The sequence below is a fragment of the Dactylosporangium sp. CA-092794 genome, assembly GCF_050948465.1.
Lineage (GTDB): Bacteria > Actinomycetota > Actinomycetes > Mycobacteriales > Micromonosporaceae > Dactylosporangium.
Window position 1 is genome coordinate 744414 of record NZ_CP192044.1, and the last position, 20155, is coordinate 764568.

Below are 20155 nucleotides of genomic sequence, written 5' to 3' on the forward strand. Positions count from 1 at the left end.
CGCAGGAGGCACCTTGCCACGCGACAGTGTGATTGGTGACGGGTGATATTTCCGGAGCCGCGTCCCCACCCGCGGGCGGTGCGTGCCGAGCGGGGCGCTGTGCGACACTCGGCGACCGTGCAGGAAGTTTCCAACGTCGCCGACCTGGTCCGGCGCGCCGCTTCCGACGGCGGCGCGCGCCCCGCCCTGCGATCGCACGACACCGTGCTCAGCTGGGCCGAGCTCGACCGCCAGGTCGACGCGGTCGCCGCCGGCCTGACCGCCCTCGGCCTGCCCGAAGACGGCCGCGGCCGGCCCCGGGTCGCGATCGCGCTGCCCAACGTGCCCGAGTTCGCCGCCGCCTACTTCGGGGTGCTGCGCGCCGGGCTGGTCGCCGTACCGGTCAATCCGGCCTATACCGCCCGCGAACTGAGCCACGTCCTCACCGACTCCGGCGCCGCCGTGCTGGTCGCGACCCGCCCGGTGCTGGACGCGCTCGGCGACGACGCGCCGGCGGTGCGGTACCAACTCGGCGAGAACCTCGGCGAATTACTCAATGGCGACGCGAAGGTACTTACGGTCGGCGGGGGCGAGGACCTCGCGGTGCTGCTGTACACGTCCGGGACGGCCGGCCCGCCGAAGGGTGCCATGCTGCCCCACCGGGCGCTGCTGGCCAACCACGAACAGCTCGCCGCGATCGACCCCGCGCCGGTCACCGGCGACGACGTGTTGCTGCTGGCCGTGCCGCTGTTCCACGCGTACGGCCTCAACTCCGGCCTCGGCGCCGTGGCCTACCACGGGGCGTGCGGGGTGCTGGTCGAGCGGTTCGACCCGGCCGACTCGCTGGAGGCGATCGAGCGGCACGGCGTGACCGCGGTCGTCGGCGTACCCCCGATGTTCATCGCCTGGTCGCTCATGGGGGAGCGGCTCGCCCGGGCGTGGGCCGGCGTGCGGCTCGCCGTGTGCGGCGCCTCGCCGCTGGACGCCGCGGCCGAGCGGCGCTTCGCCGAGACCACCGGCCGCCCGGTGCAGCAGGGCTACGGGCTGACGGAGGCCGCACCGGTGCTCACCAGCACTCTGGCCAGCCCGTCGGTGAAGCCGGGCTCGATCGGCCGGCCGATCCCGGGCGTGGAGGTGCGCCTGGTCGACGCCGACGGCGAGGACGTGGTGCCCGACGAGGAGGACGGCACGAGCGATCCCGGCGAGATCGTGGCGAGGGGTCGCAATTTCTTCCGGGGGTACTGGCCGGACGGCGCCTCGGGCCCGGGCCCCGACGGATGGTGGGCCACGGGCGACGTGGCCTACGCCGACGAGGACGGCGACCTGTTCATCGTGGACCGGCTCGGCGAGCTCATCCTGGTCAGCGGGTTCAACGTCTATCCGCACGAGGTCGAGTCCGTGCTCGCCGCGCACGAGGCGGTCGTGGAGGCGGCGGCACTGGGGGTACCACATCCATACACCGGGCAGACCGTGAAAGCCCTCGTGGTGCGTAAGCCGGGCTCGCACGTGACCGCCGAGGAGCTCATCGCGCACTGCGAGCGCAACCTCGCCCGCTTCAAGTGCCCGACGGCGGTCGAGTTCGTGGCGGAGCTGCCGCACTCGGCCACGGGCAAGGTCCGCAAGGGAGCGTTGCAGTGAGACTGGTGCTGTACACCCGGCCCGACTGCCACCTGTGCGAGGACGCCAAGGCGGCCCTGGCCCGGGTCGAGGCGGCGACCGGCGAGGCGTGGGCCGAGATCGACATCACCGGCGACGACGACCTCGAGGAGGAGTACGGCTTCCGCATCCCGGTGCTGCTCCTCGACGGCAAGGAGCACGGCTACTGGCGGGTCGAGGAGGAGCGGCTGCTGAACGATCTGCGGCTATCCTCACCCGGGTGAAGCACCTGGTTTGGGACTGGAACGGAACCCTCGTCGACGACCTGAAGCTGGTCGTCGACGCCACGAACGTCTGCCTGGCCACCGTCGGCGGCCCGGTCATCACCGCGGACGAGCACCGCCGCGACTTCCGCCGCCCGATCGCGGACTACTACGCGCACGTGCTGGAGCGCCCGGTCGACCAGGTCGAGTTCCAACTGCTCGACGACGCCTTCCACGACGCCTACCGGCGCGGCATCGCCGACCTGCGGCTGGCGCCGGACGCTCTCGAGGCGATGGGGAAGTGGCCCGGCACGCAGTCGCTGCTGTCCATGTTCTTCCACGACGAGCTCCTGGTGGAGGTCGAGCGGCACAGCCTCGGCGCCCACCTGGTGCGCGTCGACGGCCTCCCCGGCAAGATCGCCGGCCAGCGCAAGGGCGCCTACCTGGAGCGGCACCTGGCGGCCCTGTCGATCGACCCGACCGACGTGGTGCTGATCGGCGACTCGGTCGACGACGGTGACGCGGCCCGCTCGGTCGGCGCCTCGGCGGTGCTCTACGCGGGCGGCTTCACCGACATCGCCCTGCTCAAGGCCACCGGCCTGCCCGTCGCCCACTCCTTGGTCGAGGCCGTGGACTTCGCCCTCTCCGACTGACGCGATGGCCAGCCCCTGTTCCGATGGCGTTAAATCGTGAAATGTCCGATAAGTCCGGCGCCGGAGGTGCCGGACTTATCGCGGTCGCGGTCGCGGTCGCGGTCGCGGTCGCGGTCGCGGTCGCGGCGGTGGCCGGTGCCGGTGGTAGTGGTCGGGGTGGTCGGTGGCGGGTGGCGGGTGGCCAGCGGTGGTGGCCGGCGGCGGCGGGTGGCTGGCGGTAGTGGTGGCCGGTGGCCTGGGCCGCGGCCCGCGCCGCCGTCGCTGCCGGAGCGACCGCCGGTCGGGTCGCTCTGCGCATCCAGGGCGGGCCGGGCGCGGAGCGGTCCGCCGTCAGGTCCGCGAAAGTCACCGCCGGCAGTTCGCGGCGGCGGCGTGCCCGCGGCTTGACCGTCGGCATGCGCTGGGACGATCCGCCGGATGTTTCCGTGATCATGCTGGATCGGCCGCGTGCACCACGCGTTTTTCATGATCGCGGAAGATGGATGTACGCCTGGGTACCGTATGTCTCCGGGATCATGGCGAACCCGGGGTATCGGTGTGGCGGCGTGCATGATCGCGGAGAGTTGTCGTCGCCAAATCGGATATATGCCCTGTCAGGGTATAAATCCGAAAAGTCGTGGCGCGGAGCGCCCAACTTTTCGGGACCGCGGCGGGTGGCGGCGTGGGGCTGGCAGCTCGGGCGGTGGTGGAGGCGGCTCAGCCCTGGAGGTAGGTGAGGACGGCCAGGACGCGGCGGTGCTGTTCGTCGTCGGGGTGCAGGTCGAGCTTGGTGAAGATGTTCTTCACGTGCTTCTCGACCGCCCCGTCGGTGACGACCAGCTTGCGGGCGATCGCCGTGTTGGAGCGGCCCTCCGCCATCAGGCCCAGCACCTCGCGCTCGCGCGGGGTCAGGCTGCGCAGCGGGTCGTCCCGCCGGCGGCGGACCAGCAGCTGGCCGACCACCTCCGGGTCGAGCACGGTCGCCCCTTTCGCCACCCGCCGCACCGCGTCGAGGAAATCCGCGACGTCGGCGACGCGGTCCTTCAGCAGGTACCCCACCGCGCCGGCCCGGTCGGCGAGCAGATCGTCGGCGTAGGAGACCTCGACATACTGCGACAGCACCAGGATCGGCGTCTTCGGCACCAGCGCCCGCGCCTCGACGGCGGCGCGCAGGCCCTCGTCGGTGTGTGACGGTGGCATCCGCACGTCGACGATCGCGACGTCCGGCCGGTGCTCGACCACCGCCGCGACCAGGCTCGGCCCGTCTCCGACCGCGGCGACGACGGTGTGCCCGCTCTCGCCGAGCAGCCGCACCAGCCCCTCGCGCAGCAGTACCGCATCATCGGCCACGACAACCCGCACGCGCCGATCCTAGGCTAGCCGAGAACGGGTGCGAGGCGCAGAAAGGTGCCGCGCTTGCGCGGCATGGGGGGTGTGGGGTGGGAACCCCCCACCGCGCCGCGCCGAAAGGCGCCGCTAGCCAGGAATCGGCAGGATGGCGACGAGCCGGGTGCCGCCGTCGGCCGGGCTGGTGAGGGTCAGCTCGCCGCCCGCGGCGCGCACGCGGTCGGACAGCCCGGTCAGGCCGTGGCCCTTGGCCAGGCTGGCGCCGCCGACCCCGTCGTCCTCGACGGTGACCAGCATGCCGTAGGCGGAGCGCTGCAGCGTGACCTTGCATTCGCTCGCGTGGCTGTGCTTGGCCACGTTGGTGAGGGCCTCGGCGACCACGAAGTACGCGGTCGTCTCCGCGGTCGCCTCCAGCCGCTCCATCTCGGGCAGGTCCAGGTCGACCGGCACGATGGAGCGGGCCGCCAGCGCGGTCAGCGCCGCCCGCAGGCCGCGGTCGACGAGGATCGGCGGGGCGATGCCGCGCGACAGCGCGCGCAGCTCGTCGAGCGTCTCGCGGGTCTGGGCGAGCGCCTCGGCGACCGTCGCGCGGGCCGCCGTCGGGTCGTTGTCGAACTGCAGGTCGGCGCGGCCCAGGTCCATCGCCAGGCGGACCAGGCGCTGCTGCGGGCCGTCGTGGATGTCGCGCTCCAGCCGGCGCAGGGCGGTCGTCTCGGCCGAGACGGCGGCGGAGGTCTGCGCCCGGGCGCGGTCGCGGCTCGCCTCGGCCACGATGACCCGCTCGCGCAGCTCGCTGACGCCACTGAGCAGGGCGCGGGCGAACCACGCCTCCAGCAGGGCCACGCCGCGCACCACCGGGAGCAGCGTGAGGGCGAAGATCACGCCGATGCCGGTGTTGAACAGCACCCGCACGGTGTCGCTGGAGCCCAGGCCCAGCAGCTCCGGCAGGTCCTGGTCGTCCGGGCCGCGGGGGATGGCCCAGTCCCACAGCACCGTGGTGAGGCCGCCCAGCGTGCCCGCCCACCAGGTGACCACGAAGGCGAAGGCGATCGTGCTGGGGATGATCCGGAAGACCGCGTGCACCAGGTCGAGCCACGACTGCCCGTCGGTGAGCGGGACGAACGTGCGCCGCCAGAAGCCGGCGCCCCGCTCGGCCCGCTTGTAATACGGGTGCGGGAGCCGGACGCGCAGCACCGGGCCGATCCGGGCGCGCTCCAGGGTGGCGAAGCCGCGGGCCTGGTACACCGTGACGAAGAGGATCGGGAAGCCGACCACCGTCACCACGAGCCCGACGCCCAGCGCGAACCCGGTGACGCACAGCACCATGGTGATGATGCCGAGGGGGAACCCGAGCAGCGCGAACTGCGTGTCGATGCCCAGCTGGCGGAAGATGCGGGAGAACCGGCCCGGACCCAGCGGGGTGATGGTCGTCGTCATGTCATCGACGCTAGGCACGACGCCCGCCGCCTCCCATCCCGCGCTCCGGCCACTTGATGGTAGGGGCAGCCCTACCGGCAAAAACGGGTAGTGTCGCTACATAAAGCGTGTCGGGTGCGTGAAATGCCTGGATTGCGGTGATACTAGCCACAGCGCCCGCCCGCTGCCGACCGCGTCGGAGAAAGGGGGCACCACGTGCCGCGGGGGCTTTTCTCGCGAGCGCGATCCGCACGGGCGGGCGCTGACCTCCACCTGGTCGGTGCGGAGCCTTCAAGATCGCGATTTGTGCACGGCTTCACAAGCGCCTACTCTGTTGCAACGACGAACCCCGCTAGCACAGGCGGCAACCGGCCCCACCAGCGGCCCGGCCACCGGCCCGGCGAGCGGACTCGCAAACCGTCGTCGTCTCGGAGACTCATGAGCCAGCAGCGCACCGGCCCCACGGACGGACCGGAATTTCCGGACCTTCCGGAGGCGACCGTCGCCAGGCTTCCGGAGTACCTGCGCGCCCTGCACCACCTCTCCGAGGAAGGGCACGACACGGTCTCCTCGGAGGGTCTGGCCGCGGCCGCGGGCGTCAACTCCGCCAAGCTTCGCAAAGACCTGTCCCACCTCGGCCGCACCGGCACGCGCGGCGTCGGCTACGACGTCACGCTGCTGATCGACCAGATCGAGCAGGTGCTCGGCCTCACCCACCGGCGGGCCGTCGCGCTCGTCGGCGTCGGTAATCTCGGTCACGCCCTGGCCGGCTACGCCGGGTTCGGCAGCCGCGGGTTCCGCATCGCCGCCCTCTTCGACGCCGACCCGGGCCGGGTCGGCGAGCAGATCAACGGCCTGGTCGTGCGGCACGTCGACGAGCTGCCCGAGGTCGTCGACCAGGAGCAGATCTCGATCGCGGTCATCGCCACCCCGGCACACGCCGCCCAGCACGTGTGCGACCGGCTGGTGGCGGCCGGCGTCACGAGCGTCCTCAACTTCGCACCCTGCGTCTTGAGTGTCCCCGATGGCGTCGACGTGCGTAAGGTCGACCTGGCCATCGAGTTGCAGATCCTGTCCTTCCACGAGCACCGTAAGTCGGCGTTGACGGCGCTGCCGGCGGTGCAGAAGCCCGGGCGGGTCGGCCAGGATCTACAACGAGCCAACCGGCTCGGCGGGGAGGCGGTCGGATCATGAACCTGCTCGTCGTCGGACTCTCCCACCGCACGGCCGGCGTGCCCCTGCTGGAGCGGCTCGCCCTGACCAACGGCGAGGCGTCGGAGATGCTCGCCGACCTGATGGCCCAGCCGTATGTGGACGAGGCCGTGGTGCTCTCCACCTGCAACCGGGTCGAGGTCTACGCCGCCGTCACCGCGTTCCACGGCGGCCTGGCCGACATCGGCGGGGTGCTGGCCACGCGGGCCGAGCTGCCGGTCAACGAGCTCGCGCCCCAGCTCTACGTGCACTACGAGGTCGACGCGGTCCGCCACGCCTTCCGGGTCGCCGCCGGGCTGGACTCGATGGTGGTCGGCGAGGCGCAGATCCTGGGCCAGCTCCGCGACGCCTACGGCATCGCCGGCGAGCAGGGCAGCGCCGGCCGCGTGCTGCACGAGCTCATGCAGCAGGCCCTGCGGGTCGGTAAGCGGGTGCACGCCGAGACCGAGATCGACCGCGCCGGCCAGAGCGTGGTCAGCGCCGCGCTCGCCTACGGCCAGGGCGCGACCGCGCCGGTGGCCGGGCGGCCCGCGCTGGTCATCGGCGCCGGGGCGATGGGCGCGCTGTCGCTGGCGACGCTGCGCCGGGCCGGGGCGGCGCCGCTGTTCGTCACCAACCGCAGCCACGCCCGGGCCGAGCGTCTCGCCGAATTGCACGGGGCGGAAGCGGTACCGTTCGCCGAGCTGCCGTCGCTGCTCGAGCGGGTCGACGTGGTGGTGAGCGCGACCGCGTCGCCCGGGGCGGTGCTCGACGCGCCGCTGCTCGCCGGGGCCGGCCGCGACCTGCTCGTGCTCGACCTCGCGCTGCCCCGCGACGTCGCCCCCGAGGTGCACGACCTGCCCGGCGTGACGCTGGTCGACCTCGAGCTGCTGTCGGAGTCGCTGTCCACCACCGCCGAGGCGGAGGAGCGGGCCGGCGAGGAGATCGTCGCCGCCGAGGTCGAGGCGTTCCTGACCTGGCTGCGCGGCGCCGATGTGGCGCCGACGGTGGCCGCGCTGCGGGCCCGGGCCGACGAGGTCGTCGAGGCCGAGCTGCGCCGGCTCGCCCAGCGCTGCCCGGAGCTCAGCGACACGGCGCGGGCCGAGGTGTCGCACAGCATCCACCGCATCGTCCAGCGGCTGCTGCACCAACCGACCGTTCGCGTGCGGCAACTGGCCGCCTCGCCGGGTGGCGAGGCCTATGCTCAGGCGCTGCGTGAGCTGTTCGACCTGCAGATTCCGACTTCCGAGATCAATCCGGCCGACGCTTCCGAGGTGCACCCGTGACGCTGAGGCTGGGAACCCGCGGCAGCGCGCTGGCGATGGCGCAGTCGTCGATGGTCGCCGACGCCCTGCGCGAGCGCACCGGGCGCGACGTCGACCTGGTCGAGATCGTCACGACCGGCGACCGCTCGAGCGCGCCGATCCAGCAGCTCGGTGTGGGCGTGTTCGTCTCCGCCCTGCGCGACGCGCTGCTGGCCAAGGAGATCGACTTCGCCGTCCACTCCTACAAGGACCTGCCGACCGGGCCGGCCGAGGGGCTGGTGGTGGCCGCCGTCCCGCTGCGCGAGGACCCGCGCGACGCGCTGGTCGCCCGCGACGGGATGACGCTCAACGAGCTGCCCGACGACGCCCGGATCGGCACCGGGGCGCTGCGCCGGATCGCCCAGATCAACGCGCTGGGCCGGCGGCTTTCCGCGGTACCGTTGCGAGGGAACGTAGACACCCGTCTGCGCAAGCTGGCCGATGGCGAGTTCGACGCCATCGTGCTGGCCCACGCGGGCCTGTCCCGGCTCGGGCGCGGCGGGGAGGCGACCGAGGTGCTTGATCCGCTGCTGATGCTGCCCGCTCCGGCGCAGGGCGCGCTGGCGGTCGAGTGCCGCGAAGACGATGTCGAGCTGCGCGAGCTTCTCGCCGCGCTCGACGACGAATACACCCGCGCGGCGATCACCGCCGAGCGGGCGCTGTTGGCCGAGCTCGAGGCGGGCTGCTCCGCCCCGATCGCGGCGCTGGCCGAGGTCGCCGAGGGCGACGAAGGGCCGGAGATTTATCTGCGCGGTGCGGTGTTCAGCCCGGACGGCGGCTTCGCCCTCCGGCTCTCGCGCACCGGAACGCTCGCCGACGCCGCGGAGGTGGGCCGCGCCCTGGCCCGCGACCTGCGCGAAGAAGGCGCCGACAACGCACTGGGAGTGCACCATGACCCGCAGCCGTAAGGGCACCGGCCGGATCGCCTTCGTCGGGGCCGGCCCCGGCGATCCAGGCTTGCTGACCCGTCGCGCCCACGAGGCGCTTGTATCCGCCGACCACGTCGTCCACGACCGCAACGTCCCGGAGCCGCTGCTCACCGCGATCCGCGCCGAGGCTGACCCGGAGGCCCAGTTCAGCCCGGCCGAGGGGGCGCCGGGCGACGTGGCCAAGGTCCTGCTGTCGGCGGCCCGCTCCGGCCTGCGCGCCGTCCACCTCGTCGGCGGCGACCCGCTGGCCCACGAGACGGTGCTCAAGGAGGTGCAGGCGGTCGCCCGCACCGCCGTGCCGTTCGAGGTCGTGCCCGGCATCGGCCAGGCCGCCGGGGTGGCCACCTACGCCGGCGTGCCGCTGCCGGGCGTGCGGGTGACCGCCGACGTCGACGACGTGCAGTCCGTCGACTTCGACGCCATCGCCGCCGCCGTTTCCCGCGGCTCGTCCGCGCTCGCCGTCGACGCCGGCGACCTCGCCGCCGTCCGCGACGGGCTGCTGGCCGCCGGGCTCGACCCGGCCACGCCGGTGTCGATCACCGGTGACGGCACGGGCGAGACGCAGTACAGCTCCGCCTCCTCGGTGGAGAGCATGGTCGCCGCCGCGCTCGGCTTCGCCGGCCGGGTGGTGCTGTGCCTGGGCGCCGGCGTGGCGCAGCGCGAGAAGCTGGGCTGGTGGGAGAACCGCCCGCTGTACGGCTGGAAGGTCCTCGTCCCGCGCACCAAGGAGCAGGCCGGCGCGATGAGCGAGCGGCTGCGGGCCTACGGCGCGATCCCGTGCGAGGTGCCGACGATCGCGGTCGAGCCGCCGCGCACCCCGGCCCAGATGGAGCGCGCGATCAAGGGCCTGGTCGACGGCCGGTATGCCTGGACCGTCTTCACCTCGGTCAACGCCGTCCGCGCGGTGTGGGAGAAGTTCGCCGAGCACGGCCTCGACGCGCGCCACTTCGGCGGCGTCAAGGTCGCCTGCATCGGCGAGGCCACCGCCGAGGCGGTCCGCGGCTTCGGCATCGTGCCCGAGCTGGTCCCGGCCGGGGAGCAGTCCTCGGAGGGTCTGCTGGCCGAGTTCTCACCGCACGACGAGATCCTCGACCCGGTCGGCCGGGTGCTGCTGCCGCGCGCCGACATCGCCACCGAGACGCTCGCCGCCGGCCTCACCGAGCTGGGCTGGGAGGTCGACGACGTCACCGCCTACCGCACGGTCCGCGCCGCGCCGCCGCCGGCCGACATCCGCGACGCGATCAAGTCCGGCGGGTTCGACGCGGTGCTCTTCACGTCGTCCTCGACCGTGCGCAACCTGGTCGGCATCGCCGGCAAGCCGCACGCCCGCACCGTCGTCGCGGTCATCGGGCCGAAGACGGCGGACACCGCCGTCGAGTTCGGCCTGCGCGTCGACGTGCAGCCGCCGCACGCCTCGGTGACCGATCTGGTCGAGGCGCTCGCGGGCTACGCTGTGGAACTGCGCGAGAAGCTCGCCGCGATGCCCGCGAAGCAGCGCCGCGGCTCGAAGGTGCAGGGCCCAACCGCCCTGAGGTTTCGCTAGAGGGGGTCCCTCCCGTGGGTTTTCCTGAGGTCCGGCCGCGCCGGCTGCGTCGCACCCCCGCGATGCGCCGGCTCGTGGCGGAGACGCACGTGCAGCCGTCCAACCTGATCCTGCCGATGTTCGTGAAGGAGGGGCTGACCGAGCCGCGGCCGATCAGCTCCCTGCCGGGCGTCATGCAGCACTCTCGCGAGTCGCTGCGCAAGGCCGCCGCCGAGGCGGTCGCCGAGGGCGTCGGCGGCATCATGCTCTTCGGCGTGCCGGAGACCCGCGACGAGACCGGCTCGGGCGGCCTCGACCCGGACGGGATCCTCAACGTCGCCATCCGCGACGTGGTTTCCGAGGTCGGCGACGCGACCGTGGTCATGTCCGACCTCTGCCTCGACGAGTTCACCTCGCACGGGCACTGCGGCGTGCTGGGCGCCGACGGTTCCGTCGACAACGACGCCACGCTGCGGCAGTACGAGCTGATGGCGCTGGCCCAGGCCGACGCCGGCGCCCACGTGCTCGGCCCGTCCGGGATGATGGACGGCCAGGTCGGCGTGGTGCGCGCGGCGCTGGACCGGGCCGGCCACACCGACATCGCGCTGCTGGCCTACGCCGTGAAGTACGCCAGCGGCTTCTACGGCCCGTTCCGCGAGGCGGTCGAGTCGGCGCTGACCGGCGACCGCAAGACCTACCAGCAGGACCCGGCCAACCTGCGCGAGGCCCTGCGCGAGGTCGCCCTCGACATCGAGGAGGGCGCGGACATGGTCATGGTCAAGCCCGCGCTGCCGTATCTGGACGTGCTGACCCGCGTCGCCGAGTCGGTCGACGTGCCGGTCGCGGCCTACCAGGTCTCCGGCGAGTATGCGATGGTCGAGGCGGCGGTGGCCAACGGCTGGCTGGAGCGCGAGCGGGTGGTGCTGGAGACGCTCACCTCGATCCGCCGGGCCGGTGCGCAGCTGATCCTGACCTACTGGGCGAGTGACGCGGCTCGCCTGCTGCGCCGCCTCGCATAACCCCATCCGATTCGGTTGCCTGCCGACAAATAGTCGGGAGAACGAGCGATCGGACGGGGGGCACCTCATGGCGACGGCGCGGCTGCCGGTGCCCCTGTGGCCGTAACGAGCTGGCGCGGGGCCTGCGGGTGACGCTGCGCATGGGCGTGGGCCGCGCGGTCCGACGGCATGACCGGCCGCGACCTCTACGACCTCGCCGGCCGCCACCTCTACGCCGCCAAGCGCAACGGCCGCGACCGGTTGGCGGCGGCCGCCCGACGAATCGCCTAATTCGGGCATATTGGGCGTGTTGCGGCGATTCTGGCGCGGCGCTCGGGGGAGAATTGTTCCCGCAGCTCACCGCCCCGGTTACGGCACCGCGCGGGGGAATCCGCGCGCGCCGGAACTGTCAGGAAAATGACAGTTCCCTGATCGGGTGCGGGGGCCGTCGTTGCCCCCACCGTGAGATGGCTCGTCACCGGAGGCGCCGGATACATCGGCGCGCACGTCGTCGCCGCGCTCAGTGAGGCGGGCGTCGAGACCGTCGTCCTCGACGACCTTTCCACCGGCCGCGCCGCCCGGGTGCCGCTCGGCGTGCCGCTGGTGCGGGCCGACGTGCGCGACGCCGCGCTCGTGCGCGAGGTGGTCCGCCGGCACCGCCCGGACGGCGTGATCCACCTGGCCGCCCGCAAGGACGTGGCCGAGTCCCACGCCCACCCGCTGCGGTACTACCGGGACAACCTCGACGGCCTGCGCGCGGTGCTGGCGGCGGCCGCGTCCGGTCGTACCCCATCGGTGCTCTTCTCCTCCAGCGCCGCCGTCTACGGCACGCCGCGCCGCTCGCCGGTCCGCGAGGACGACCCGGCCGAACCGGAGAACGCCTACGGGCGCACGAAGCTCGTCGGCGAGTGGATGCTGCGCGACGCCGCGACCGGCGGCGGCTTCCGCTGGGCCGCGCTGCGCTACTTCAACGTCGCCGGCGCCGCCGCCGCGCACCTGCGCGACGAGGGCGGCACGAACCTCGTTCCCCGGCTGCTGCGCGCCGCGGCGCTGGGCATCCCGGCCACCGTCTACGGCACCGACTACCCGACCCCCGACGGCACCGCGGTCCGCGACTACGTGCACGTGTGCGATGTCGCCGACGCGCACGTCCGCGCCGCCCTCGCGCTGCACGAGCGGGAGCTCGACGGCGAGGTGCTCAACGTCGGCCGCGGCGAGGGCGCGTCGGTGCTGCAGATGATCGCCGCGGTCTCCGCCGCCGTCCGCCGCCCGCTGCCCTACGCCGCCGCGCCGCGCCGCCCCGGCGACCCCGCCGCGGTGGTCGCCAGCCCCGCCCGCATCCTTGCCCGCCTCGGCTGGCGCGCCCGCCACGACCTGCCCGACATCGTCCACAGCTCGCTCGCCGAACCCGCGCAAGCCGCGTGAGGTCCGGCGGCGATGCCGAACCCGTGCAAGCCGCGTGAGTTGCGGCGGGGACGCCGAACCCGTGCAAGCCGCGTGAGTTGCGGCGGGGACGCCGAACCCGCGTAAGCCGCGTGGGGTGCGGCGGGGACGCCGAACCCGCGTAAGCCGCGTGGGGTGCGGCGGGGACGCCGAACCCGCCAAGGCCGCCTGAATCCCTCCACCCGAAGGAGCGCAGCCCCGTGAAGTCCCGGATCGTCGCCGCTGCCGTCGCCACCGCCCTGCTGGGCCTCGCCGGCATCTTCGCACCGCCCGCGCTCGCCGCGACCGCCGCCAAGCAGCGCATCGACCTGCGGGTGCTCGTCCTCGACGACGGCACCACCGGCGTCGACACGCTCCGCGCCCAGCTCGACCGCGAGGGCGTGCCCTACGACGCGCTCACGCTCGGCGCCGACACACGCCCGGCCATCACCCCGGCCTTCCTCGCCGACACCGCCGGCGGCGTGCGCCGGGCCAAGTACCAGGGCGTCATCCTGCCCAACGAGGGCTCGGTGACCGGCGCCGAGGCGACCGCGCTGGCCGACTTCGAGCGCGAGTTCAAGGTGCGCCAGATCGACGCGTACACCTGGGCCAACCCGAACGTCGGTGAGAGCACCGGGTGGAGCGGGGTGCTCGACGGCGCCACGATGCGGGTGACCGACGCGGGCAAGGCCGCCGGCTTCGGCTACCTCACCGGCGCGGTGCCGATCGACGACCGCGACCCGGCGACGCCGGAGTCCTTCGGGTACCTCGGCGCCTCCGCCCCGGCCGCCGGCGCGACGTTCACGCCGCTGGTGACCGCGACCCCGCCCGGCGGCGGCGTGACCGGCTCGCTGATGGGCGTCTACAGCCACGACGGGCGCGAGGAACTGGCCATCACGCTGGCCGCCAACCGCTACCAGACGCACGCCCTGGAGCTCGGCCACGGCCTGATCACCTGGCTCACCCGGGGGGTCCACCTCGGCTACACGCGCAACTGGCTCAGCGTGCACGTCGACGACGTCTTCCTGCCCGACGACCGCTGGGACACCGTGCACAACTGCACCGTCGGCGACGACTGCAACCCGCAGCGGGACCCCGCCGTCCAGCCCTTCAACACCACTATCCGCATGACGAAGGACGACGTGAGCGCCCTCGTCGCGTGGCAGAACTCCCGCGGCATCAAGCTCGACATGGTGTTCAACGGCGGCGGCAGCGTGGAAGCCGGCGCGGGCGATCCGCTCACCGCCGCGTACCTCGCCGCCAAGGGCCAGTTCCGCTGGATCAACCACACCTACGACCACGCGTACCTCGGCTGCGTCCAGGACTTCTCGGTCACCCCCTGGCGCTGCACCACCGACGCCCGCGGCGCCACGCAGTGGGTGTCGCAGGCCGACATTTCCGCGCAGATCAAGCAGAACGTCGACTGGGCCCGGTCCAAGGGCATCCCGCTGGACGCGGGCGAGCTCGTCACCGGCGAGCACTCGGGCCTCAAGACGCTGCCCCAGATGCCCGCCGACAACCCGAACCTCGCGCCGGCGCTCGCCGCCAACAAGGTGCAGGACGTCGCCTCCGACGCCTCGCGCGAGCCGGCCGCCCGGCCGGTCGGCGCCGCCACGACCGTGCCCCGGCACCCGATGAACATCTACTACAACGTCGCCACCGTCGCCGAAGAGGTCGACGAGTACAACTGGCTTTACACCAGCACGGCCAACGGCGGCAGCGGCCTCTGCGCAGACAACCCGGCCTCCACCTGCATCGCGCCGCTGGCCGCCAGCGGGTTCGCCGGATACATCGTGCCGCTGGAGTCGCGCATCGCCTACGACCACGTGGTCTCCGCCGACCCCGCCCCGCACTACGCGCACCAGTCCAACCTCGCCGAGGACCGCATCCTCTACCCGGTGCTCGACTCGGTGCTGGCCCGCTACCGCGCCACCTACACCACCGCCACGCCGGTGCTGAACCCGAAGTTCGCCGAGGTCGCCCAGCAGAACCGGCGCCAGGCGGCGTGGAGCGCGGCGGTGCGCGCCCGCACGGTCGAGGCCTACCTGCTCGACGGCAAGGTGACGGTCACCAACCGGGGCACCGCCGCGCTCGACGTACCCCTCACCGCGCCCAACGGCACCAAGCTCGTCTCGGCCTCGCTGCTCGGCGTCGAGGTGACCGGCGCCGCGTTCGGCGACGCCTACGGCGGCGAGCGCTCCGCCTGGCGCTCCGTGGGCAAGGGCGGCCAGCAGCAGCTGCGCGTCGCGAACTGAGCGGGCCCGGGCCGTGCGCGTCGTCCTGGTCAACGAAGGCACCTATCCGTACGCCACCGGCGGGGTCAGCACCTGGTGCGACCAGCTGGTGCGCGGACTGTCCGAAGTGGAGTGGGACCTGGTGTCCATCGTCGGCACCGAGCCCGACCGGCCCGCGCTGGCGCTGCCCGGCAACGTCCGGTCGCTGCGCGCGGTGCCGATCTGGGGCCCCGCACGCCCGGCCCGGGGCCACCCCGAGCGCGCCGCGGCCCTGCTGTGCCGCGGCATGCTCGGCGACACGCCGGCGGACCTGGTGGTCTTCGCCGAGGGCCTGCGGTCGCTGGCCGGCCTCGCGGCCGGCCGGGCCCGCTTCGGCCGGCGCGCGGGCCGCCACCCGCTCGCCGGCGCCGGCCTCGCCGACGTGCTGCTGGACGCCTGGGCCCGGGCCGGCGCGGAGGGCATCCGGCTGCCGAGACTCACCCTGCGCGAGGCGGACGAGGCGGCGGTACTGCTGGAGCACGCCCTCCGCCCGCTCGCCGCGCCGCTGCCCGAGGACGCGGATCTGGTCCACGCCAACGCCAACGGCCTCTCGGCGATGGTCGCGCTCGCCGCGAAGTGGCGCCTCGGCGTGCCGTTCGTCATGACCGAGCACGGGGTGTACCTGCGGGAGCGCTACCTCGCCGCCGGCACCCAGTCGCCCGGTGTCAAGACCGCGCTACTGCGCTTCCACCGCGCGCTGGCTCGGCTGGCCTACTGGGAGGCCGCCCAGGTCACGCCGGTCAGCGGCTTCAACGCCCGCTGGGCGGTGCGCCACGGCGCCGACCCGGCCAAGCTCACCGTCATCGCCAACGGCGTCGACCCGTCGCGGTTCCCGCCGCTCACCGCGGAGCCCGACGAGCCGGTCATCTCCTGGGTCGGCCGGATCGACCCGCTCAAGGACCTCGAGACGCTCATCCGGGCCCTGGCCCTGGTGCGCCGCTCGATCCCCGGCGCGCGCCTGCACCTGGCCGGCCCGGTCCCGCCCGGCAACGAGTCCTACGCCGCCGACTGCCGCCGCGCCGCCGCCGAGGCGGGCGTGGCCGACGCGGTCACCTGGGCCGGCCCGTGCGCGTCGAGCCGCGACGCGTTCGCCGCGGGCCAGCTGACGGCGCTGTCGAGCATCTCCGAGGGCATGCCGTACACCGTGCTGGAGGCGATGATGTGCGGCCGACCGACGGTCAGCACGGACGTCGGCGGCGTGGCCGAGGCGGTCGGCTGCGCGGGTCTGGTGGTACCGCCCCGCGACCCGCAGGCGTTCGCCGCCGCGTGCGTGGCGTTCCTGTCCTCGGCCCAGTTCCGCCGCGCGATCGGCCGCAGCGCCCGGGAGCGCGCCCTCGCCGAGTACACATTGGACCGTTGCGTATCGGCCTACCGCGCCCGCTACCGCACGCTGACCGGCGCGCGCGCCCTGGTGCCGGCATGAGCCCGGAGACCGCGCGGTGAGCGGGGACTCGCTGGTCGTCGTGCCGGCGCAGCGGCGGGCCCGGCCGAGCGAGCTCGATCGGCCCGGTTCGCTGCGCTACGTCGGCCGGGTGGACACCGATCCCGTCGCCGCGCTGGCCGAGAAGCTGCGCGAGGACTGCCTCGGCGCGGTGGACATCGACGAGATCGCGGCCATCCTCGAGGCCAACGGGATCAACGACCGGGTGGCCGACCGCGAATACGGCGCGCCGTCGGTGTTTGTGCTCGCCGGGCGGGTCGTCGCCCGCACGCTGACCGACGCCGACACCCAGCAGCTGCGCGCCGTGCCCGCCGAGGGCCCGGGCGCCGGCCGGGCGGTCGCCGACACGCTGCTGCGCGCGGTCGTCTATCTCACCCCGCTCGCGATCGGGCTCGGCGCCGCGTCCGAAGTGGACGGCGTGCCGCGGCTGGCCACCACCGGCACGCTGGTCGTGGGCTGGGGCTGCGGGCAGGCGCTGTCGTACCTCGGCTACCGCGCCCTGGCCGAGCGCGGCCGCGCGGCCGCCGCCCGGCTGATCGGCGCCGGCTACCTCGTGGTCGGCGCCCTGTGGTCGCTCGCGCTGCTGGGCGCGGGCGGGCGGGCGTACCTGGTCGCGGCCGTGCAGCTGGCCCTGTTCGCGGTCGCCGGGGTCACCCTGGTCACCAACCGGGAGCGCGAAGTCATCGGCGCCGTCGTGCCGTGCTGGCTCGCGACCGCGGGGCTGCGGTTCGGCCTCAGCCCGCTGATGCTGCTCGGGTGCGTCGCCGGGCTCGTCGCGGTGGCGTACCGGCCGGTGCTGCGGCGAAACCTCCGGGCCGCCCGCCGGCCCTGGCGGTCGCTGCGGCCCGACCTGCGCTACGCCGCGCTCTACGGGCTGGTCGGCGCCGGCCAGGCCGCGTTACTGCACAGCGTCGCCCTCGACGGCATCGCCCCGCACCGGGTGCCGGTCGAGGCGATGCCGCTGCTGCTCGGAGTACCACTCATCGAACTGACGCTGGTGTGGCACCGGCGGCGGATCGCGTCCGCGCGGGCGCACCTCGCCGACCGGTTCGCCTTCGACCGGCGGCTGGCCCGGATCAGCGCCGGCACCGTCGCGGTGCTCGCCGCGCCCGTGGCGGCCGGCGCCGCGATCGCCGGCGCCGTGTGGCTCGGCGCGGTGCGGGGTGGCCAGCCCCTCGCCGCGGCCGTGCTGCTCACCGGCGTCTACGCACTGTGCCTGGTGCTGGCCGCGCACGGGCGGGCCGGCACCGCCGCGATCGTCGTGTGGTGGCCGACGCTGCTCATCGCGGGCGTCGGGCACTGGGCGCCCGCGCTGGTCCACGTGGCGCCCACGTTTGCCGAAACCCTCGCCGTGGCGACCCTGCTCGGAGCCGGCCTGCCGGGCCTGGCCGTCGCCGCGCTCGTCCTGCGCGATCCGGAGAGTTACCGATAATGATGCTGCTGCCGTTGTACGTCCACCCGCTCGACGACCCCGAGGCGTGGGACGCCCTGCCGCGCGGTGGCGCGTGCCTGACGATCGTGAACGTCCATAATGGACCGGGCGCGGGCCGGGACGAGGTCTACGCCGCCGCGACCGCCCGGCTGCACGCGGCCGGGGTGCGCATGCTCGGGTACGTCGACCTCGGCTACGGCGCGCGCGCCAACGGCGAGGTGTGGTGCGACATCGTGGGCTGGTCGCAGTACCCGGTCGGCGGCATCTTCTTCGACCAGGTGCCCGCCGACGCGGCCGGGCTCGCCTACGTCGCCCAGGTCGTGCGCGCCGTACGCGGCTCGGTCGTGCTCAACCCCGGCACCCGCTGCCTGCCCGGGTACGCCTCCCTCGCCGACGTGGTGTGCACCTTCGAGGGGCCGTGGACCTCCTACGCCGCCCTGCCGGACCTGGGCCGCGACTGGCCGAACGCCGCGCACCTCGTCTACGGCGTGCCGGCGGCGCGGCTGGGCGAGGCGTCCGCGCTGCTGCTGTCCCGCGCGGCGCACGGGCTGGTGACCGACCTGGCGGCGCCGCTGCCGTACCGCGGCGTGCCGAGCTCGCTGCGGGCCCGGGCGGCCGCGCGGTGACCCCGCGCGGGCTGCGCGCGCTGCTGTGCGGCCTCCTCGCGCTGACCGTGCTCTCCGCCGCCGCCTGCACCGGCGGCGGCTCGGGCCGGGACATCCGCGGCGACGGCTCGCGCGCCCCGCAGACCGGCGCCGTCGTTCCGTCCTCCGCGGATGGTCTGGGCTCGGTGCCGCCATCGCCGTCGCCACCGGCCTCGCCGGCCGCCGCGGCGGGCTGGTGGCATCCGGCGGTCGGCTTGAGCTGGCAGTGGCAGCTGAGCGGCCCGCTGGACAAGGCCGTCGCCGCGGACGTCTACGACGTGGACGGCGCGAACACCTCGGCCGCCGACGTGGCCGCGCTCAAGGCCGCCGGCCGGCACGTCATCTGCTACGTCAACGCCGGCGCGCACGAGGACTTCCGCGCCGACGCGAAGAACTACCCGGAGTCGGTGCGGGGCAAGGCGCTGGACGGCTGGCCGGGGGAGCAGTGGCTGGACGTGCGGCGCTGGGACGTGCTGGAGCCGCTGCTGGCGGCGCGCTTCAAGACCTGCCGGGACAAGGGCTTCGACGCGGTCGAGCCGGACAACGTCGACGGCTACAGCAACAACAGCGGCTTCCCGCTCACCGCCGACGACCAGCTGAAGTTCAACCGCCGCGTGGCCGACCTGGCGCACCGCACCGGCCTGGCGGTCGGCCTCAAGAACGATGTCGAGCAGGCGGCGGTACTCGCACCGGCCTTCGACTTCGCGGTCAACGAGGAGTGCGCGCACTACGACGAGTGCGATGCGCTGAAGGTCTTCATCGACGCGGGCAAGCCGGTGTTCCACGTGGAGTACGAGGGCTCCACGTCCGCGTTCTGCGCCAAGACCCGGTCGCTGCGCTTCTCCTCGATGAAGAAGAAGCTCGACCTGGACGCCTGGCGCGAGCCCTGCTAGCTCCCGGCCGGCACCGGCCCGTCGGGGCCTTCGGGGCCGTCAGGGCGGTCGGGGCCTTCGGGGTCTTCGGGGCGGTCGGGGCGGTCGCCTTCGGCGTCGAGCGCGGTGAGGCCGTTGCGCTCCGCGATCGCGTGCATCGCCTGCCGGATCCCGGCGTCGTCCGGCTCCGGCCCGGGCGGCTCCGGCCCGGGCGGAGTGCCGGCCGGCGCCCGCAGCCCGGCGAGGATGAAGGCGAGCTGCCGCCGCCACGCCGTGGGCGCCGTCGGGCAGGTGCGCTCGACCAGGCCGGCGTTGGCCATCAGGACCGGGATCAGGTCCTCCGGCCGGAAGTCGGCCCGCACCACCCCGGCCGTCCGCGCCCGCTCGGCGAGCGCGGCCAGCCCGCCGAACGCGGCGGTGCGCAGCCGCTCCAGCTCGGGCACGGCGGACACGGTCGCGGTGAGCAGGTCCGCGAACGCCCGGTTCTGCGCCTGCCGCTCGCACAGCAACGTCAGGTGCCCGGCGAACGCGGCCCACGGGTCCTCGATCGCGAGCGCCCGCTCGGTCGCCGCCACCACGTCGCGCAGCGCCTCGCCGAACACGGCGGCAACGAGCTCACCGCGCGTGCGGAAGCGCCGGTACAGCGTGGCGTTGCCCACCCCGGCCCGCCGCGCGATCTCGTCGAGCGGCGCCTCCAACCCCCGTTCGCCGAACACGGCGCGTGCCGCTTCGACCAGCTGCCGCCGATTCCGGGCGGCGTCTCTCCGCAAAACCCCCTGCGCCCCCATGGCCACACAGCATATGCAATGCATTGAATGCTTCTTACTGTCCGATGTCGCGTTTTGCTTATGGCGAGCGGTTCTTCTCTACCCCTTTTGAGGGGATAAGTCGGGC

At 73.9% G+C, this 20155-nt stretch carries 17 protein-coding genes; 14 read left to right on the top strand and 3 right to left on the bottom strand.

Translation table 11 applies throughout. The features are described from left to right. Positions 1-117 precede the first annotated feature (117 nt). Genes ACQPXD_RS03215 through ACQPXD_RS03225 form a run of 3 tightly spaced genes read left to right on the top strand, consistent with a single transcriptional unit; the run spans position 118 to position 2491 of the window. Positions 118-1617, top strand: coding sequence for an AMP-binding protein (locus ACQPXD_RS03215; RefSeq protein WP_432834616.1), 1500 nt, complete (start codon positions 118-120; stop codon positions 1615-1617). Then, positions 1614-1859, top strand: coding sequence for a glutaredoxin family protein (locus ACQPXD_RS03220; RefSeq protein WP_432834618.1), 246 nt, complete (start codon positions 1614-1616; stop codon positions 1857-1859). The genes ACQPXD_RS03215 and ACQPXD_RS03220 overlap by 4 nt, the downstream gene beginning before the upstream one ends. Further along, positions 1856-2491 carry an HAD family hydrolase gene (locus tag ACQPXD_RS03225; protein ID WP_432834620.1) on the top strand — a complete coding sequence of 212 codons (636 nt, stop codon included), beginning with the start codon at positions 1856-1858 and terminating at the stop codon, positions 2489-2491. The genes ACQPXD_RS03220 and ACQPXD_RS03225 overlap by 4 nt, the downstream gene beginning before the upstream one ends. Before the next feature lie 696 nt (positions 2492-3187). On the opposite strand, the gene ACQPXD_RS03230 is transcribed toward ACQPXD_RS03225, so the two are convergent. Continuing rightward, positions 3188-3832, bottom strand: coding sequence for a response regulator (locus ACQPXD_RS03230; RefSeq protein WP_432834622.1), 645 nt, complete (start codon positions 3830-3832; stop codon positions 3188-3190). A gap of 114 nt (positions 3833-3946) precedes the next feature. Next, complete coding sequence (locus ACQPXD_RS03235) at positions 3947-5254, bottom strand: sensor histidine kinase (RefSeq protein ID WP_432834624.1); 1308 nt, start codon at positions 5252-5254, stop codon at positions 3947-3949. 417 nt (positions 5255-5671) lie between these two features. On the opposite strand from ACQPXD_RS03235, the gene ACQPXD_RS03240 reads away from it, so the two are divergent. The 11 genes from ACQPXD_RS03240 to ACQPXD_RS03290 all read left to right on the top strand — a co-directional run bounded on the left by ACQPXD_RS03240 (position 5672) and on the right by ACQPXD_RS03290 (position 19282). Beyond that, a complete protein-coding gene (locus ACQPXD_RS03240) occupies positions 5672-6427 on the top strand; it encodes a redox-sensing transcriptional repressor Rex (RefSeq protein WP_432834626.1) in 756 nt (251 codons plus the stop codon). Next, a complete protein-coding gene (locus ACQPXD_RS03245) occupies positions 6424-7710 on the top strand; it encodes a glutamyl-tRNA reductase (protein WP_432834628.1) in 1287 nt (428 codons plus the stop codon). The genes ACQPXD_RS03240 and ACQPXD_RS03245 overlap by 4 nt, the downstream gene beginning before the upstream one ends. 35 nt (positions 7711-7745) lie before the next feature. Next, the gene (gene hemC, locus ACQPXD_RS03250) at positions 7746-8636 is read left to right on the top strand and encodes a hydroxymethylbilane synthase (RefSeq protein ID WP_432843608.1); all 891 of its coding nucleotides are present in this window, start codon (positions 7746-7748) and stop codon (positions 8634-8636) included. After that, positions 8620-10200 carry a uroporphyrinogen-III synthase gene (locus tag ACQPXD_RS03255; protein ID WP_432834630.1) on the top strand — a complete coding sequence of 527 codons (1581 nt, stop codon included), beginning with the start codon at positions 8620-8622 and terminating at the stop codon, positions 10198-10200. Before hemC ends, ACQPXD_RS03255 begins: the two co-directional genes overlap by 17 nt. Before the next feature lie 62 nt (positions 10201-10262). Further along, a complete protein-coding gene (gene hemB / locus ACQPXD_RS03260) occupies positions 10263-11198 on the top strand; it encodes a porphobilinogen synthase (protein WP_432843610.1) in 936 nt (311 codons plus the stop codon). Between the two features lie 441 nt (positions 11199-11639). Further along, positions 11640-12602 carry a UDP-glucose 4-epimerase GalE gene (gene galE / locus ACQPXD_RS03265; protein ID WP_432834632.1) on the top strand — a complete coding sequence of 321 codons (963 nt, stop codon included), beginning with the start codon at positions 11640-11642 and terminating at the stop codon, positions 12600-12602. A 218-nt stretch (positions 12603-12820) separates the two neighbouring features. Continuing rightward, a complete protein-coding gene (locus ACQPXD_RS03270; protein ID WP_432834634.1) occupies positions 12821-14854 on the top strand; it encodes a hypothetical protein in 2034 nt (677 codons plus the stop codon). A gap of 13 nt (positions 14855-14867) precedes the next feature. Next, complete coding sequence (gene pelF, locus ACQPXD_RS03275) at positions 14868-16295, top strand: GT4 family glycosyltransferase PelF (RefSeq protein WP_432834636.1); 1428 nt, start codon at positions 14868-14870, stop codon at positions 16293-16295. 16 nt (positions 16296-16311) lie between these two features. Next, positions 16312-17745 (top strand): hypothetical protein, encoded by a 1434-nt coding sequence (locus tag ACQPXD_RS03280; protein ID WP_432834638.1) that lies wholly within the window; start codon positions 16312-16314, stop codon positions 17743-17745. Beyond that, the gene (locus tag ACQPXD_RS03285; RefSeq protein ID WP_432834640.1) at positions 17745-18371 is read left to right on the top strand and encodes a spherulation-specific family 4 protein; all 627 of its coding nucleotides are present in this window, start codon (positions 17745-17747) and stop codon (positions 18369-18371) included. Before ACQPXD_RS03280 ends, ACQPXD_RS03285 begins: the two co-directional genes overlap by 1 nt. Beyond that, a complete protein-coding gene (locus tag ACQPXD_RS03290) occupies positions 18368-19282 on the top strand; it encodes an endo alpha-1,4 polygalactosaminidase (protein WP_432834642.1) in 915 nt (304 codons plus the stop codon). Before ACQPXD_RS03285 ends, ACQPXD_RS03290 begins: the two co-directional genes overlap by 4 nt. On the opposite strand, the gene ACQPXD_RS03295 is transcribed toward ACQPXD_RS03290, so the two are convergent. Then, on the bottom strand, positions 19279-19977 hold the full coding sequence (locus tag ACQPXD_RS03295) for a TetR/AcrR family transcriptional regulator (protein ID WP_432834644.1): 699 nt from the start codon (positions 19975-19977) through the stop codon (positions 19279-19281). The two genes, ACQPXD_RS03290 and ACQPXD_RS03295, sit on opposite strands and share 4 nt — an antisense overlap. Between the last annotated feature and the right edge of the window lie 178 nt (positions 19978-20155).

Bases quoted from the DNA above. Each gene is read 5' to 3' on its own strand.
- ACQPXD_RS03235 (WP_432834624.1), bottom strand. From the start codon at position 5,254: ATGACGACGACCATCACCCCGCTGGGTCCGGGCCGGTTCTCCCGCATC.
- ACQPXD_RS03245 (WP_432834628.1), top strand. From the start codon at position 6,424: ATGAACCTGCTCGTCGTCGGACTCTCCCACCGCACGGCCGGCGTGCCC.
- ACQPXD_RS03240 (WP_432834626.1), top strand. From the start codon at position 5,672: ATGAGCCAGCAGCGCACCGGCCCCACGGACGGACCGGAATTTCCGGAC.
- hemB (WP_432843610.1), top strand. From the start codon at position 10,263: ATGCGCCGGCTCGTGGCGGAGACGCACGTGCAGCCGTCCAACCTGATC.
- ACQPXD_RS03255 (WP_432834630.1), top strand. From the start codon at position 8,620: ATGACCCGCAGCCGTAAGGGCACCGGCCGGATCGCCTTCGTCGGGGCC.
- ACQPXD_RS03285 (WP_432834640.1), top strand. From the start codon at position 17,745: ATGATGCTGCTGCCGTTGTACGTCCACCCGCTCGACGACCCCGAGGCG.
- hemC (WP_432843608.1), top strand. From the start codon at position 7,746: ATGGCGCAGTCGTCGATGGTCGCCGACGCCCTGCGCGAGCGCACCGGG.